Below are 15211 nucleotides of genomic sequence, written 5' to 3'. Positions count from 1 at the left end.
GCGATGTAACGGGGTGTAGCGCAGCCTGGTAGCGCGCCTGCTTTGGGAGCAGGATGTCGTCAGTTCGAATCTGGCCACCCCGACCATAACAAAATCGCGGACTTAGCTTAATTGCTAGGTCCGCTTTTTTGTGCCTGAAAACAGCCTTGGTTGCACATTGGTTGCGTCACTTTGGATACATTTCTCTCATTTTTTCCATGTGCGCCCTGTTTTCTTCCGAAGCTCGGAGCCGAGCAAAGGCCGGATTCCAAGAAAGGTGAGGTACAAGGGACGCTGAATTGTGGTCGAGCTGGTAGGCGTTGCCTTGCACGTCATACGCTAAGGCACCATCACCCATGGGAATGAGTTTGGCGCATGAATCTTTGAGGTCATAGCTTGGGGCGGGTTGCCAACGGGTATGCGTTGGGTGCGAGTGAAGCCCGCCATTGGAGTAGAAGAGCGGTGCTACGTAAGCACTGGAGCCCTCATAGGCAATCAACACACGTCCGAAGGTAACAGCGTGTTCGGGATAGAGCTTCATTGCGCAACAAGAGCCTTCAGGGTCTCAATCTCATCCATAAGCTGTTCAACCTCCGAAGGCTCAAGAGTTGAGGCAAACGTGCTTCTAGGAAGCTGGCTGATAGGTTCAATGCCAAGACGTTTCGCCAGGGCTTTGAGCAGAATGTGTTTGGCGACTAGAACCACTGTGAGCTCATGCGTCGGGATTTCATCGAACAATGTGGGGTCGGTAACCATGTTTTGCGTTTCCATGATACTGAGTAAAAAAACGCCCGTGTTTTGTCGCTCACGGGCAAGCGTCCTGCTAGATGCGCCCCCGAGCAGGCTTCAAGAACCGCGTACTCTCAGGCAGAAGGACATTGAAAACTGCCTGATTTCTTGCGCATCATTTCTTCGAATTGGAGATATAGCGGCGACGTTGGGCAATCTTTCGAGATAGCCGCTCGGTAGCCTCAATCAAAACTAGAGTCTTCCCGCTTTCGCTGGTGTGTAGAAGCTTGGTAACGTCATAGCTCGAAGCGTCCACACCAAACTTTTCGGCCTGTGCAAGCGTTTCCAGGTGAACTGCCATTGCGCGTGTAAGGAGCTGCTTTCGTGTGTTCATGTGGTCACCTTGAGTGATTCGAGGACTTTAAGACGTGCCTCGGTGAGTTCCTTCTCGTTAAAGAGCTTTTCGGCTTCAATCTTGGCCTCGAGTTCTGCAATCCTTGCAGACTCTCGCATTTGCTCGGCTCGTTTGAGCCTGCCTTCCGTTTCAGATTTAGCCTTTCGGACTCGAAAAGCTTCCATCTCGGCAAGGTTTGACTCTGCCTGTTCAAGACTCAAGTCCCATGCGTGCCGTCGGTGGAATGGCATTTGAGGAAGATTTAGGTCTGTGACGTAGCACCGGCCATCTTCCAGCCAAACCATGAGAAGGTCGGTCGTTCCTCTGAGCGAGTGAGCGGCAACCTTGCCAGGAAGGTCTTTCGCCGTGAGCCGGAGACAGTTACTCCCCGGAGCAACCTCGGCCGAAGGGGATTCAAAGCTCAAGCGTACACATCGGCCCTGAATATCCCATGCCATGAGGCCACGGTAATGAACCACGAAGTTTGCGTGAAAGCTTCCAACTGGCCCAACGTCGGCCGGAGGCTCCCCATAGTCGCGCTCACGTGTTCCCGGAAATGCGACAATCTCTTTTAGCAACGCTTCACGCTGCCTTTCTGTTTGTTTTCCCATAAGTAGCCTCGTAGGTTAGAAACAGGAATGCATCCCAGATAAGCTGCCTAAGCGTAGCGGTCCGGGTTGAACATCCAAGTTGTGTTTGAAGATAGTCTACGCGACCAATGTCCCAATCGCTCAGAACCAAGGTGGTTGGCTTGCCGGAGCCATCGGTGCGAGTGACTGCATTAGGAGCCGGATTCTCAGAAGTATAAGCTTCTTTAATCAGCGTTCGGATGACCTTGGAGTTTGCCTTTACATCCATCACTAGACGAAGCGTCCGAAGCATGCCGCGGTCTGTATCTGTTAGCTCCAAACATATTTGTTTGCTTTTCATGCCTCCGATCTTAGCAACCGAAAACATGGGGTAAACCCCTCACAAAGCGAAAGTTTATATAGTTTTGGTCAATCTGCCACACCAAGAGCTCTACGAATGCTCTCCACCACTTCTTCGGGTGACAACTCTTCGTCGTTGGTGGCGTGTTCGCGCAAGTCTTTGAGAAGGATACTCGCTGCCTGAACACGCGGCCCTGCGGCGACCAGGGGATCTCTTGCGATAGTCCACAAGAGTTTCTGAACGCCTTCGAGGTCAAGCGCCTCTTCGGGCTTCGGCACGAACTTGAGAACATTGGCAGGGATAGCCGGAGGCTCTTCGTCGTTCGGCTCCGGAGTTCCGAGCATATCCCGAACCACTGGGTCAAGGTATTCACCATCATCACCGGTTCGAAGGTAGCGGTAGCAGGGTCCGGGTTGAGCATAGCCTGCAAACTCGGCGGCTCTTGGAACGCTTCCATGGTCTTTGTAGTGGGTGAGGAATGCGTGCTTCTTTTTGGTACGTTGTGCGCCCATGGGTATCTCAGTGTTTAGTCTTTCTCTTTGGGGATTGTATCAAAAAGGAAAAATGCACGCATCTTTTGGACGACCTAATCGTCAAGCCCCTTTCGGTTGCCAATGATTCGAGGGGTGGGTGTAGGGGGGTTCTTTGGCTGGCTGGCTGGCTGACCTCGGAAAAGACCCGCAACTCCCGCAACTCCCGCACGTGACGCCTTAAGTGTTGGAAAAGTATGGTGACTTTCCATCGGGAGTCTGTTGGAAGACCCGCAAAAGACCCGCAAAAGACCCGCAGCGTGTTCCGAGCTATTGCGGGAGTTTGCGGGAGTTTGCGGGAGTTCAAAAAAAGACCCGCAACTCCCAAGGCTAGAAATAGTGGGCTTAAGCATATTTTCTGCGGGAGTTGCGGGTCTTTTCTTAAATCTCGCGCACAATTCTTCATTCCATATCGGGGGCAATATAGCGTGAGACTCGGTAGGATGTTCTCTTGCTGGTCTCAGTGGCCAGATTCTCCCACATCCAACCGCCAATGTTCCTTGGTCCCCTGAGATGTTCTCCAACTCTCACCCCAAATGAATTCGCCCAACCCTGTGCACCAACGCCTCGAACGTCAGTTGGCGTCGCAATCTCGGCGTTCTCGCAATGCTCATACAGCTTCTTGGCTGAAAGACCGTTTGGGTTTAAATTTCCGGCTTCAAACTCAGCACCGATGATAGCGGTGAACTCCGCCCACCCATGGTCATTGACACGCTCCTTCAATCGGTCGGCGTTACCTGCGAACCCATGGACGCCAGCCGCGTCCAATATTCCTCCAACTACCCTAGTGAACTCGCCAAAGGAGCCCATGACAACGCTTCCCTTTGGCTTTCCCTTTGACTTCCAGTGTTCAACCAGTGTGACCAACGCCGAATGGATAATGTGACGGTTCTCTTGAGCGTAGGCCTTCGGGTTGGTTTTACAGACCCGCTTCTCAGGTTCTTCATGGGAAGAGTGAAGCTGAATCAAGAGTGTTCGACGTCTAGCATCCGCGTCAACTTGTAGATTGTTGCCGTTGGCGACAACGATTCCCGAGAACCGACCCTCAATCATTTGATTGGTGCCAAGCCTGCGCATTGAGAATCTACCTGCCTGGGTGGTCATGGATGCAAGCGTTGGATAGCCAAACGTTTCGCCTTGGCCAACATTGTCGAAAAAAAGCACGTCTAGGAACTTCTCACCCATGATCGACCCCATCACCTTTTGGAACTCTTCCTCTTTTTTGGGAACGGATTTAGCGATGAGTTCTGGCGTCAACAAAGACTCGGCCAAAATGGTCTTCCCGGTGCCAGGGCTCGATGCATCAACAAGGAAGATGGGAACACAGGCGTTGTCGTACTGGTCACGTATCGCCGGCAGCACGAGCGGTGTTAGCGCCATTCCTAACGCGTTTGCCAAGTCGGAGCTGTCCACGAAGGGGAATCCGGGTGGGTCATCAGGGTCAAGTCCACCGTCGTCTTTGAGGAGCTTATGAATCAAGATGTGCTTTGCTTCCTCAACGGTCATCTTTTCCAATCTCAACATCCCTTCCATGCCGTAGGTCTGGGTCTTTGCGTCGTAGCCTTCGCGATTGAAGAGCTGAAAGTCTTTGCCGACGAATATCGGAAAGTGTGCGATTCGTTTCACTTTGTCGAGATACGGCCAATCCTCTCTTTCTATCAATGACTGCACTGGGGTTTGGGGTGGAAGATCGATTGGAACCTGAGATACTTGGAGTTCCTTGTTCACCTCTTGAACTGACTCTTGATAGAGAACCATTTCTCCCTGAATGCAGTGTTGAAACCTAATGAGGTTATCCATTGATTTGATGTCCCGTCCGTTAATTCGGACAATTCCGGTGGACGCTTGATTCACGAAGAAGCGCTCACCAGCATGCTGGCTCAATGCTTTGAGAATCACGTTTGCCTTCTCGTACGCATCAATGCCCTCGAGTTTCACCCATGGCCGCGACCTTTTCACCTCTTCCGGGATATCAGGAACCTCCTCTTTCATCATTTTTTCAAACTTAGACATGTTCCTCTCCTTGGAGTAGGTCGTTAATGTCCCTGCCACCCTCATTGTATTGGCGGCGTAGACGTTGACGGGTCCATCTTGGACCGTGAATCTTGACGCATCCGTTTTGAATGCGTTTCCATAGTTTCTCACCAGCTTCGTCGGGGTCGCTCAGAACAACCACACGACCGCATCCTTTCCACGGTCGGCACCAATCATCATTCCATGAAGACGTTCCTGGGATTCCGATAGCGACTCGGCCCATGGCCCATGCGCTCAACGTGTCGATTTCGCCCTCGCACACATAGAGCGTGTTGGCGCTTTGATTGACATCTTCGGTGGCAAGTCGGAGCAGAACGGGGTTTGCCAGAAACGGAATGCGTTCGGCTCCGAATAGCTTGGTTTGGGTGTAGCGGGCCTGTTTTGGAGCGCCCTTGGTTAGGTTTCTGAATCGGAGCTCCACGAGCCCACGCACTGGCACCGAGGATTCTGGGTCATAAGGTGTTCGATACTTCGGCCGACGCACTTCGGTTTCGTCTGTCGGGTCATAGAAGCATTCCCACGGCTCTTCATTTCCCGTTAACGGGTGGTGGTGGTGCTCAACATCCCAATAGGCGAACACGAGGAACTTTTCGTACTTGTGCCAGGTATCTTCAACCTTGTTAGAGATTCGATATGCCTCGGGAATCAGAGGCTCGATATCGAACGGAATGTAGGGCTTTAAGTCCTTGATTACCTGTTTGCGTGCCTCATCCCAACCTTCGGACGTAAACGCACAAACGCGGCCTTGCATCAGTTCAGGTGGAATTCCACGATGGGGTTTGGTTGGGGGAACTCCGGCATCAAACATGCGAGTAAGAAGCGTTGAACGCCAGCCGCGAAAATGCGGATGCTCTTGGCTTGGATGGTCGAGTTTCCTTTCTTTCGGCTCGGGTTTCGGTGTTGGCTTCGGAGGCTCGGGTTTCGGTGTTGGCTTCGGAGGCTCGGGTTTCGGTGTTGGCTTCGGAGGCTCGGGTTTCGGTTGTGACTTTCGGGCTTTGGCCTTCGGTTTGGGCTTCGCTTTGGCCTTCTTCTCGTATCCCGAGGATGGATACTTCTTCCCAAGCTCGGAACAGATTTCTCTTGCGCTGCGGTCTTGGAACATGGCCACAAGCTCAATGAGACCTCCGCCTCCGCAACCTGCAAAACAGTTCCAGCTCTGGTCTTTCACGCTGAATGAAGGGTTCTTATCATCGTGGAAAGGGCAACATGCCATTCCGTTCCGATTGAGCTCTACGCCCTGGGAGCGAAGGTAGTCTTCAATCTCGCCGTATTCGAGTCGGGCTTTTTCAGATAATTCCATATGCACTCTCTTGACTTGTTGGGTCATCAAGTGCAGACTTCAGGAGCGTTTCCCGTCTGTACTGACGACGCGTTAAGCCCGGTTACCGCCGGGCTTTTCGTGTTTCTAGGCTTCCTCTACTTCATACTGAGACGTGCTCCGGTAGCGGTTGGCATTAAGCCAATTCACAACATCGGAGCGCCAATACCGGATTGTTCGGTGTCCGAGTCGGATGAACTCCGGCCCTTCACCGGTGGTTCGGTATCGGGAAAGAATCTTGGGATCTAGAGCGGTCATCTTGGCCACTTCTTCGATAGTCATCATTTTGTCTTCCATGGGGTTTCCTCTCTCTTCATGGTTCACGCATAGATTTAATCAGGTCTTAACTAGGCGCGAAACAACGCTTCCTTAAACCCTCGAAAACCTGACAAGGTGTAGATGAATAGCGAACTAGAGACGTGTTAGGGTTTTGTCTTGGCAGTAGTGTTCAGCGTAATCACCAGCCCACTGGTCAAACTCAAGAGCATCCATCTTGAGGCTCTGTTCAACCAATCGGCGGATGGTTTCCCCGTCGCCAATGTCACCGGAAATGATGGGAAGCCCATCGTCGGCATGAAAGATTAGGAAGCGCTCGTCTTGTAGCTCGGCAATCCCGAGCCCCATCATGGTCTGGGAGATGTTTGGAAGCCCGAGGCGCTTTGCGACCCGATAGCCCTCATCGGCTTTCTTCTCGCAATCCCAGGTTCCCCAGATATGGGCTCCGCGGTCGGTGGTGACTCTCCATCTTGGTTCGATGTAGTAGCAAGGCACGTATTCATCGAATTCGTAGCGCACACCGATCTCTTTCAGAACATCTTCAATCTTCCTCATAATAACCCCTTTGGGTTTTGGGGTTGAGATCTAGACGCCCATGCCGCTATAATGCGGGTTGCTTGTGGGGCGCTGGGTCTCAACCCAGTTAAACACATTGAAGGGCTCGGAGCTGCAACTCCGGGCCTTTCGCTTTACTCACCAATCCGTTTCATAAACCCATTTGCGGGCTTCCCAATCTGTGAAGCCCCGTTCTTTTAGCACGTCTACTTGCTCGGTATGCTTCGGAGTGTTCTCGGTCAAAGATCTGAACCTGTGCGCAACTAGCCCATCTTTGGAGCGTCGCCGTCGGCCTGCTCTTGTCTTTGGGAGAAGCGGCTCAATGCGCCTTAGTTCGGCGGCGATAGAGCGCGCTATGGGAGCACTTGGAAGCTCATCATAGAGAAAGAAGGTCAAGAACGCTCCTCTGCCCTCGTTATCTCCCCAGGTCCAAGCGGAGGGATGCGGCTCAATTTTGCCATCCTTCGAATACCTCCAACGATGTTGGATGATTCGGGTCCAAAGAAAATTACGATTTCCGAGCTTTAGAATTCTATCCGTCTTCATGCGCATCCGGTCAGCGCGCCGGCCTGTTTCTATCCCATCTGCATAGGACTCAAAACACGTTGCAAGTGTGAGCACGGATCTTCTCTCCTGGGCGGTAAAGTCAATGAAGAGACTCATCGCCTCCCCGTCTTCAGATTGCACTCGCGGCCCATAGAAACGAAACGTACTCATCGTTTCCCCGTCTTGAGATAGGCTCCAAAATCGACAATCCCGGCCTTGTCAAACACCCAGGCTTGATACTTTTCTAGTGCCTCAAGAACTCTTTCCGGATCCGTATGAACGTAGCGTGCACCAGCTCCATAGTTTGACTTGTGATTCGTGATTGAGTCCACAGCTTCCAAGTTAATGTTGAGCGTAGACCTTGCGTGACTTCGCAACGTGTGACGCAAAGCGTGTGGTGTCATATGGTCAATGAAGCCAGCTTCGCGGATGGTCTCGAAAGGTCGCCTCAATTCCTTTCCCATGAAGACGGTATCGCCTCGGTGCTCCGGCATCATCTCGAAGATGGTCTTGATTCCGGTGCTTATTGGAAGCTCATGGTCGGTTGCGTTCTTCGTGTCACGGAACTTGAAGACACCAGCTTCAAGGTGAACGTCAGCCTTGAGCAGTGCAAGGGCTTCGGACTTAGACCGGCATCCGGTCAACACCAGAAACCAAATGGAACACCGGTGCTTTCTAGGAAGCGTGCCTACAACATCTGCGAACTTCGCAAACTCAGTGGCTCTCAGATAGTCCTCTCGGCCCTTCTCGGTGTTCTTCTGAATGTCCGCGGCAATGTTGCGATACACCGAAGAGATCCAACGGTATCGGCATGCCGTGTTGAGCATTTGGTTTACAAGCTCCACAATGCGATTGGCTTCCACCGGTGTTGATTCACTTGCGCTCTTGTGGGCAAGAGCCAGAAGGTCTTGAAGCTTCTCTCGGTTGTGCTCGTGGAACTGGAACTTTTGAAGTCGTTTCAGGTATGGGCTTGAAAGTCGGCGCTTGTCTTCCTTCCAGGTCTTACGGCTCGGCTCCGCATATTCTTCTAGCCATTGGTCCGCGATATCGGCAAACGTCTTGGAACGCATCTTTGCGCGGTCTTTCTGCTCTTGTGGGTCTCGGCCATCAAGAACAGCCCCACGGGCTTTCTCGGCCTTCTTGCGCGCTTCGGTTGCAGTAATGTCACCATGGCGACCAAGTTTCATTACGCGAGCTCTGCGGTCTATCGGTGAGCGATACCAGTAAGAGAAGGTCTTACAGGAAGTCAGAACTCGCAAATGGAAGCCCGGAATCAGGTCATCAAAATATGCGGTGAAGTCACGGTCCTTGGGAAGTTTCTCGGCCTTATCTACGAAACTCTTGTTGAGCCGATACGTTTGCTTTTCTGGCTTTCCCGTTTTTAGTTTGACCACTTCACCCATGATTCACCACTGGTTACATGTTGGTTGCATGCCAAAAAGTATCAGCATGCTTCATTGCGCACAATAGAGATTCATCGTTCCCCTTCATTTTATTGGGCTTTGGCTTGCTCGCCAATGCCTTAGGGTGTGTCCGCCCAATTTGCGCAAATGCTTTGGGAGCAGGATGTCGTCAGTTCGAATCTGGCCACCCCGACCAAATAAAAAACGCGGACTTAGTTTTCTAAGTCCGCGTTTTTTTGTGCCCGAATGGTGATGACCCTCTGAAGTTGCTTCTCCCTTGATTCTCCCGGCGGCGCATATTGATTGGCCTTTTGGTAGGCGAAGATCGCGGCATCTAGATATTTGATCTTGTCGGTGGGATCCTTGACCAGTGCCGCGACTCGGCTCGCGTCACCACCACTAAATCGATAAAAATCCCAACGGGTGTCAGAGGCTTCAAAGCTAAGCAGCATCAGGCCTCCCGCCATAAAGATGCCCACGGCATAGCTCATCGCGCGCTCAAGGTTTCTGATCATCAACACCACGCCACCGAGCCCAATGAGAATTGCGACACCGAGCGCGCCAGGAAGATCGACCCACACAATAGCTAGCGCCCCCAACATCACCAACAAGAGTGAGACTGGCGCGTTGAATGGTAAGTTTTTCCATTTGGGCAGTTTTTCCCAGAGGAATTGCCACATGCCGTTCGGTGCCAAAACGAGGACAGATAGGACCACCATATAGTAGCTAAACCAGCCAATCTTAAGGCCTAACCACTCCGCCCCAATATGAAAGGAGAGCCCACCGAGCATTCCCGCCACACAGAGTATATCAAGCAGGCGCGAGGGGGTTGGGCGCCGGCCCCTAAGCCAGGCTCCGAGATAGGCCGCGCCGATCAGAACCTGGACCAAGACCACCCCAATCGAGGCCAATTGCCAGCCGAAGTCGTTACCAAGGCCGAGCCAAGAGAATAGGCTCTCAACTTCGTCTCGTCGCCCCCGGGCCACGATCCGCAAAGCTGCGCCGCCTTGCCAATCAGGGAGCGCCTTTGCGAAAGCGGCCCAAAAGTACATGATGGCCGTGCTCGCGCAGAGCGCGCCAAATCCCCACTGGCTCTCGCCATTCTTCTTGGGAAATCCGATCAGAGCCACCAACACAAGGCTCAGGTAGTAATGATGTTGGTAGCTATCCATAAGGCTAGACGCCCACGCCCATGTCCAGAGTCCGGCAATCGCCGTAGTACTCGTCGTGGTGCGCCAGAATAAGGCTCCAAAGACTGCCAAGACCGACGCCAAGAGAAGCACGCCAATGTAGAGCCCCGGCGAGGGCATCGGCTGCAAAAGGTCGAGCCAGGCAAAATGCGCGACATTGAAGTCTCTAAACCCGTAGCGCCCGGCTTGCGCCAATACGTTCCACCAGATATCGAAAGCCAGCATGAGCAGAACGGCCCGTGCGATGAATTCAAGTCGCCCCTTTTCCTGAGTTGAGTCCAAGATCATGGGCCCACTCTCGTGAACTCCCGCGACTCACACGCAATCTCATAGACAAAAGACTGCTTCTCTTTTGACGGAAGCACACACTTATTCGTGAGTTTTGCGCTCGAGTAGCCATCGTCGCAGACGCGTTCGAGATAGGTCTCGATCACTCTCTTGCGATTGCGAGCAATGTTGGTAACCCACGCCACGTGAAGATGTTCGCGCGAATCTAGGCTGGTTTCAGGCCCGGAACGTTGCGCTGCAATAACCTCTGTTTTGCACTGCGACAAACGCGTGGCAGAGAACATCCTCCAGGCGAACCTTTCGTCGCTTGGATCGTCCCCCAAGTAGTAAGAAAGAGGTAGACAGATCTGAAGGCAGAAGAACGCCCCAAGTGCGAAATTCCGCAATCGCATTTCATTCAGCGACTTCGTCGAACCGAGTCTTGCGGCGGCGCAACAAAGCGTTTCCGTCAGTGGCTGAAAGTAGTGCACCTTCTGCCCCTTTGGACAACTCAGCGGCGTTACCCTCGTCGGTGTCGATATGCATCTCGAGCTTGTACTTGGGCGACACGCGCACCAGCACATCGCCAAAGATGAGCTCACGGCTTGTGCCTTGGATGGCGACCTCTACTACGTCCTTATCGCTCACACCGAAGTACTCAGCGTCGTCAGGATGCATGTGGATATGACGCCACGCGCAGATCACGCCCTGCTTCATTTCATAGGTGCCATGAGGTCCAACGAGCTTGCACCCAGGCGAGTTTGCTACGTCTCCCGAGGCGCGCACCGGCGCGTCGAGCCCAAGGAAGAACTCGTCGGTACGCGAGATCTCGACCTGATTGTCCGGACGAGTCGGCCCAAGGATTCGCACGTTCTCGAGCTGGCGTTTTGGACCCACAACCGTGACCGTCTCGTTGCACGCGAACTGGCCTGGCTGCGAGAGTGGGTTTCTCTCTGTAAGCTTGTACCCCGGTCCAAAGAGGGCTTCCACGGCCTCTTGGGTTAGGTGGATATGACGTGCCGAAACGGCAACAGGAATGCCACGTTCGGCACCTTTGGTAGCCTGGCGTGCTTCCACAATCTTCGCGGCCTCGCGCGCAATCTGAAGAGACTCGTCGGTCGCCGCTACAAGCAGGCGAACTCTCGAGTTTCGAGTCGAAATCTCAAAAACAGGACTCTCATGGCTGACTTTGGCGTCGCGATTGAGGTCTTCGTGGAGCACTGCTCCCATATAGTCCAATCGCTGCGAGATTCGGTGCCTGATCACCTCCGAATTCTCGCCGATTCCAGCCGTGAATACGATGGCATCCACACCACCCATCACCGCAGCGTAGGCGCCAATGTACTTACGAACACGGTGCGCGAAGACCTGAATAGCGAGCCGGCAACGCTCGTCGCCCTCGGCGGCGCGCGCCTCGATATCTCGCATATCGTTGCCCACACCACTGAGGCCCTTGAGGCCGCTATCTCGGTTCAAGAAGGCATCAACTTCATCGAGGCTCATACCGTCGCGCTGCATCTGGATCAGGAGTCCCGGGTCCAAATCACCCACGCGCGTACCCATCACGAGCCCCTCAAGAGGGGTCATGCCCATGGAGGTTTCCACGGAGCGGCCGTACTCGATTGCCGCCACGCTACATCCGTTCCCGAGGTGACACGTGATGATGCGCAGGTCGCGGACGTCTTGTTCCATGTGCTTCGCAGCCAGGTGCGAGACGAACTCGTGGCTGATGCCGTGGAAGCCAAAACGGCGGTAGTTCTTGGCCTCAGCCACTTTGTGGTCGATCGCGTATTCGCGTGCGCGACGTGGCATCGTGGCATGGAATGCAGTGTCAAAGACGGCGATATGCGGGACGTCCGGCAATACGCTGCGCGCTGCACGGATACCCGCAAGGTTTGGCGGGTTGTGTAATGGCGCAATCTGGAAATTATCTTCGATGGCCTTTTCTACTTCTGGCGTGATCAGGGTGGGTCGATCAAAGGCCACGCCTCCGTGAACCACGCGATGGCCCACGGCTGTAATGGTGGCACCGCCGAGATTTTCGACCATACGTGGCACGACAATCTTGAGCGCGCCCTCGATATTCGGCGCATCCAAAGGCTCCCACTCGCCGTTGAAGCGCATGCGCGAGCCTTCCTGCCCCACACGTTCAACCACGCAAGAACCCACGCGAGCGCCAGTGCGATGATCGATCACAGAACTCTTCAAAGAGGAGCTGCCACAGTTGATGACGAGAATATGCATTGTGTCCCTATTTCAATGTTGATGTTTCGCGCTCGCGCACACCGTAAATACCCAGAGTTTCAGACTAACTTCTCTTAGAACCCGAGATATTCCCGGGCTCGGCCGACTGCACCTTCGAGGCAACCCGGCTCAAATGGCGAGGTCAATCCGGCGGAGGTTGCGAGCGACTGGAAAGATGCCTCTCCACCGCGCCGACAAAGGGCCACGTAGTCCTCGAGGGCCTGTTTGTAGTCGTGGTTCATGCGGTCCCAGAACTGCAGTGCGCAGGTCTGAGCGAGCACGTAGTCGATATAGTAGAATGGCGCGTGATAGACGTGGCCTTGGAGCTGCCAGCGCGCACCTTTGGCGCCGTACTCGATATCACCCCAATCGCGCCACGGGAGATAGAGTTTCTCCATCTCGAGCCACATCTCGCGGCGCTCTTGTGGCGTGGCATCGGGCTTCTCGTAGACCAAGTGCTGGAAGTGGTCGATGGCCGTTCCGTATGGAAGGAAGCTCAAAGACTCGGTCAGGTGCACCGTGCGGAAGCGCTCGGTATCGTCGCCGAAGAACGCCTCCATATATGGCCAGGTGAAGTACTCGAGGCTCATCGAGTGGATCTCGCACGCCTCAAGTGTAGGCCAGATGTAGTCGTGAGGTACTTTGTCCATGCTCAAGTAGCATTGGAACGCATGACCCATCTCGTGCGTGAACACCTCGGCATCGTGCTTGGTGCCGTTGAAATTCGCGAAGATGAAGGGCACGCCGAACTCGGCAAAAGAGGTGCAGAACCCGCCGCCAGCCTTGCCCGTACGTGAGTCTAGGTCGAGCAAACCGCGCTCCACCATCATACGGTAGAAGCTCGAAAGCTCAGGGTGCATCTGGTCAAAGACCGACTTGGCCTTTTCGGTCAACTCGGCGACATCGCCCTCGGGGACTGGATTTCCCTTGGAGTCGAAGACCGACTCGTCCCAGACCATACAACGGTCGATTCCGAGCCTTTTGGCCTGCGCCTTTTTCATCTCGGCCACGAGTGGCACCACGGTGCGCAGGATCTCTTTGCGGAAGACCTCCACATCTTCACGCGAATAATCAACGCGCATCATGCGACGGTAGCCGAGCTCAATATAATTCTTGTAGCCGAGCTTTTGGGCCATGGAATGGCGCAGTTTGACGAGCTTGTCATAAATTTCGTCGAACTCGTCCGAGTGCGCTTCCACCCAATCCCAGCGCGCCTTTTGCGCTCGGTAACGCGTGTCGCGATCCGCCACATCCATGAACTTCGCGAGCTGCGAAAGGTTGTAGACTTCGCCGTCGAACTCGATCTCGGCGGATGCCGTCAAGGCCGTGTGATCGGCACTGAGCTTGCTCTCCTGCACCAGGTCTTCCTGGATTGCCGGCTCAAAGGTCAGGACTTCGTTCGCCCACATACGGAACGCGTGCGCGCCAAAATGTGCCTCAAGAGCTGGCCGGTGCTCGCTCGCGAGCAACTTCCTCAACCACGCGATATTCATCTCGGTGAACTTCGGGGTCAGCTCGTCGACGTACTCGCGGTCGGCCTTGGCGGCCTCGTCGCGCGTGTCCTGGCTGAACTTCAGGCGAGTAATCGCCGCCCAGCTCGAGTAGTTGCGGACGAGCCGGTCCCAGTCTTGGACGACTTCGATTCGCGTCTTGTCGTCCGCGGCTTGGTCAAATCGGCTATCGATGCTGCCCATCGTGTCGGAAAGGCTTTCAAACGTTGGTTTTGGAAGGCTCATTTCTGAGAATTTGAGCCCTTGATTTGGAAGGTTCACTCGCTACCTCTTGGGAGAAAATTCTGCGCCATAGTACAGGGTTCGGCTAGGGAATCAATTTGACCTCACCGGCAAATACCAGTGCTTCGTCGCCGTCGTCAAAACGAACCAGTAGAGATCCGTCTTTGATTCCCTTGGCCACGCCTTCGCGACTTTTGCTCGGGTCGATCACCTGTACGCGGCGGCCGGCGCTCTTGTCCCACTTCTTGATGCCGTCCTCGATGCCGTCAAACCCGGCCGCAATGTAGCGCTCCGACCATTTTATAAGCGACGCGTGAATGCGGTGTACGAGTCCGAGGCGGTCCAAGGGTTGGCCCGTTTCGATTGCGAGGCTCGTCATGATCGCCTCGAGATCTTTGGGGATATGCTGGGCCTGCACGTTGACGTTGAGGCCGAGTCCGACCACGATCGACTCGATGGAGCCAGCTTGTGTGGATGCCTCGGTGAGAAGGCCGCCGACTTTTTTGGTGCCGATGAAGATATCGTTCGGCCATTTGAGCCAGAGCCCGGGAACGCCGCTCAGGGCCTCGCACACACCGACGCCAGCGGCGAGCGTGATGCCGGCGGCTTCGGCGGGCTCGATGGCGGGTTTGAGGAGAACGGACATGTAGAGGCTGACGCCTGGCGGGGAAAACCATTGTCGCCGGTCGCCCCCGATTTCTCGGCGTCCTCTCCCTGCAGTTTGGTGCTCCGCAACCCAGGTGTCACCGTGCTTTGCGCTGGGTGCCGCCTTCATAGCGAGGTCGTTGGTGGAGCCGACTGTGTCGAGGAGTTGGATGGTCATTAGAATCCCATGGCTTTGGCGAGGTGCGTCTGGCACAACGCGGTTTCATCGTTAAGTTCTTCCCTCGTTTTGCGGCAATCTTCGCATTCCTCACCGGCTTTTGCCATGCCTTCTGCGGCCTCTTTGGCCACCAATTCCTGGAGCTTCTCCATGGGGTCCTTCGCCTTGAATTTGGACGTGTCCCACCCCGCCTGATTCTTGAGCTTTTGTGCGCCTTCGCGGGCAATTCGTCGCTTCTCTCTCTCGCTCGTCATGAAGTC

The 15211-nt window shown here is 54.3% G+C and carries 17 protein-coding genes and 1 tRNA gene; 1 reads left to right on the top strand and 17 read right to left on the bottom strand.

What is annotated here, in order from left to right; translation table 11 throughout:
* Positions 1 to 9: 9 nt before the first annotated feature.
* Positions 10 to 86 (top strand) — tRNA-Pro (locus tag FRD01_RS13690).
* Positions 87 to 166: 80 nt separating this feature from the next.
* On the opposite strand, the gene FRD01_RS13685 is transcribed toward FRD01_RS13690, so the two are convergent.
* The 17 genes from FRD01_RS13685 to FRD01_RS13595 all read right to left on the bottom strand — a co-directional run bounded on the left by FRD01_RS13685 (position 167) and on the right by FRD01_RS13595 (position 15205).
* Positions 167 to 520: a hypothetical protein gene (locus FRD01_RS13685; protein WP_146960533.1), complete on the bottom strand. Its 354-nt coding sequence runs from the start codon at positions 518 to 520 to the stop codon at positions 167 to 169.
* The gene (locus tag FRD01_RS13680) at positions 517 to 735 is read right to left on the bottom strand and encodes a hypothetical protein (RefSeq protein WP_146960531.1); all 219 of its coding nucleotides are present in this window, start codon (positions 733 to 735) and stop codon (positions 517 to 519) included. The genes FRD01_RS13685 and FRD01_RS13680 overlap by 4 nt, the downstream gene beginning before the upstream one ends.
* Positions 736 to 883: 148 nt before the next feature.
* Positions 884 to 1102, bottom strand: coding sequence for a hypothetical protein (locus tag FRD01_RS13675; protein WP_146960530.1), 219 nt, complete (start codon positions 1100 to 1102; stop codon positions 884 to 886).
* Positions 1099 to 1713, bottom strand: coding sequence for a hypothetical protein (locus FRD01_RS13670; RefSeq protein WP_146960528.1), 615 nt, complete (start codon positions 1711 to 1713; stop codon positions 1099 to 1101). The genes FRD01_RS13675 and FRD01_RS13670 overlap by 4 nt, the downstream gene beginning before the upstream one ends.
* Positions 1685 to 2032, bottom strand: a complete 348-nt coding sequence (locus tag FRD01_RS13665) for a hypothetical protein (protein ID WP_146960526.1) — start codon at positions 2030 to 2032, stop codon at positions 1685 to 1687. The genes FRD01_RS13670 and FRD01_RS13665 overlap by 29 nt, the downstream gene beginning before the upstream one ends.
* Positions 2033 to 2100: 68 nt before the next feature.
* Positions 2101 to 2544, bottom strand: coding sequence for a hypothetical protein (locus FRD01_RS13660; protein WP_146960524.1), 444 nt, complete (start codon positions 2542 to 2544; stop codon positions 2101 to 2103).
* A 420-nt stretch (positions 2545 to 2964) separates the two neighbouring features.
* Positions 2965 to 4575 (bottom strand): hypothetical protein, encoded by a 1611-nt coding sequence (locus FRD01_RS13655; protein ID WP_146960522.1) that lies wholly within the window; start codon positions 4573 to 4575, stop codon positions 2965 to 2967.
* Entirely contained in the window at positions 4568 to 5896 is a 1329-nt protein-coding gene (locus tag FRD01_RS24380; RefSeq protein WP_249755619.1) for a CHC2 zinc finger domain-containing protein, read from the bottom strand. Before FRD01_RS24380 ends, FRD01_RS13655 begins: the two co-directional genes overlap by 8 nt.
* 105 nt (positions 5897 to 6001) lie before the next feature.
* Positions 6002 to 6211, bottom strand: coding sequence for a helix-turn-helix transcriptional regulator (locus tag FRD01_RS13635; protein WP_146960520.1), 210 nt, complete (start codon positions 6209 to 6211; stop codon positions 6002 to 6004).
* Positions 6212 to 6325: 114 nt separating this feature from the next.
* Positions 6326 to 6745 (bottom strand): hypothetical protein, encoded by a 420-nt coding sequence (locus FRD01_RS13630; protein ID WP_146960518.1) that lies wholly within the window; start codon positions 6743 to 6745, stop codon positions 6326 to 6328.
* 138 nt (positions 6746 to 6883) lie between these two features.
* Positions 6884 to 7462, bottom strand: coding sequence for a hypothetical protein (locus FRD01_RS13625; RefSeq protein ID WP_146960516.1), 579 nt, complete (start codon positions 7460 to 7462; stop codon positions 6884 to 6886).
* Positions 7459 to 8694, bottom strand: a complete 1236-nt coding sequence (locus tag FRD01_RS13620; protein WP_146960514.1) for a tyrosine-type recombinase/integrase — start codon at positions 8692 to 8694, stop codon at positions 7459 to 7461. Before FRD01_RS13620 ends, FRD01_RS13625 begins: the two co-directional genes overlap by 4 nt.
* 212 nt (positions 8695 to 8906) lie before the next feature.
* Positions 8907 to 10172, bottom strand: a complete 1266-nt coding sequence (locus FRD01_RS13615) for a hypothetical protein (RefSeq protein WP_146960512.1) — start codon at positions 10170 to 10172, stop codon at positions 8907 to 8909.
* Positions 10173 to 10565: 393 nt separating this feature from the next.
* Positions 10566 to 12395, bottom strand: coding sequence for an acetate/propionate family kinase (locus FRD01_RS13610; RefSeq protein WP_146960510.1), 1830 nt, complete (start codon positions 12393 to 12395; stop codon positions 10566 to 10568).
* A gap of 74 nt (positions 12396 to 12469) precedes the next feature.
* The gene (locus FRD01_RS13605) at positions 12470 to 14167 is read right to left on the bottom strand and encodes a M3 family oligoendopeptidase (RefSeq protein WP_249755617.1); all 1698 of its coding nucleotides are present in this window, start codon (positions 14165 to 14167) and stop codon (positions 12470 to 12472) included.
* A 46-nt stretch (positions 14168 to 14213) separates the two neighbouring features.
* A complete protein-coding gene (locus FRD01_RS13600; RefSeq protein ID WP_146960507.1) occupies positions 14214 to 14951 on the bottom strand; it encodes a biotin--[acetyl-CoA-carboxylase] ligase in 738 nt (245 codons plus the stop codon).
* Positions 14951 to 15205 carry a hypothetical protein gene (locus tag FRD01_RS13595; protein ID WP_146960505.1) on the bottom strand — a complete coding sequence of 85 codons (255 nt, stop codon included), beginning with the start codon at positions 15203 to 15205 and terminating at the stop codon, positions 14951 to 14953. Before FRD01_RS13595 ends, FRD01_RS13600 begins: the two co-directional genes overlap by 1 nt.
* Positions 15206 to 15211 lie beyond the last annotated feature (6 nt).

Source organism: Microvenator marinus (assembly GCF_007993755.1).
GTDB lineage: Bacteria > Myxococcota_A > Bradymonadia > Bradymonadales > Bradymonadaceae > Allomicrovenator > Allomicrovenator marinus.
This window is presented reverse-complemented; position numbering and strand designations above follow the sequence as displayed.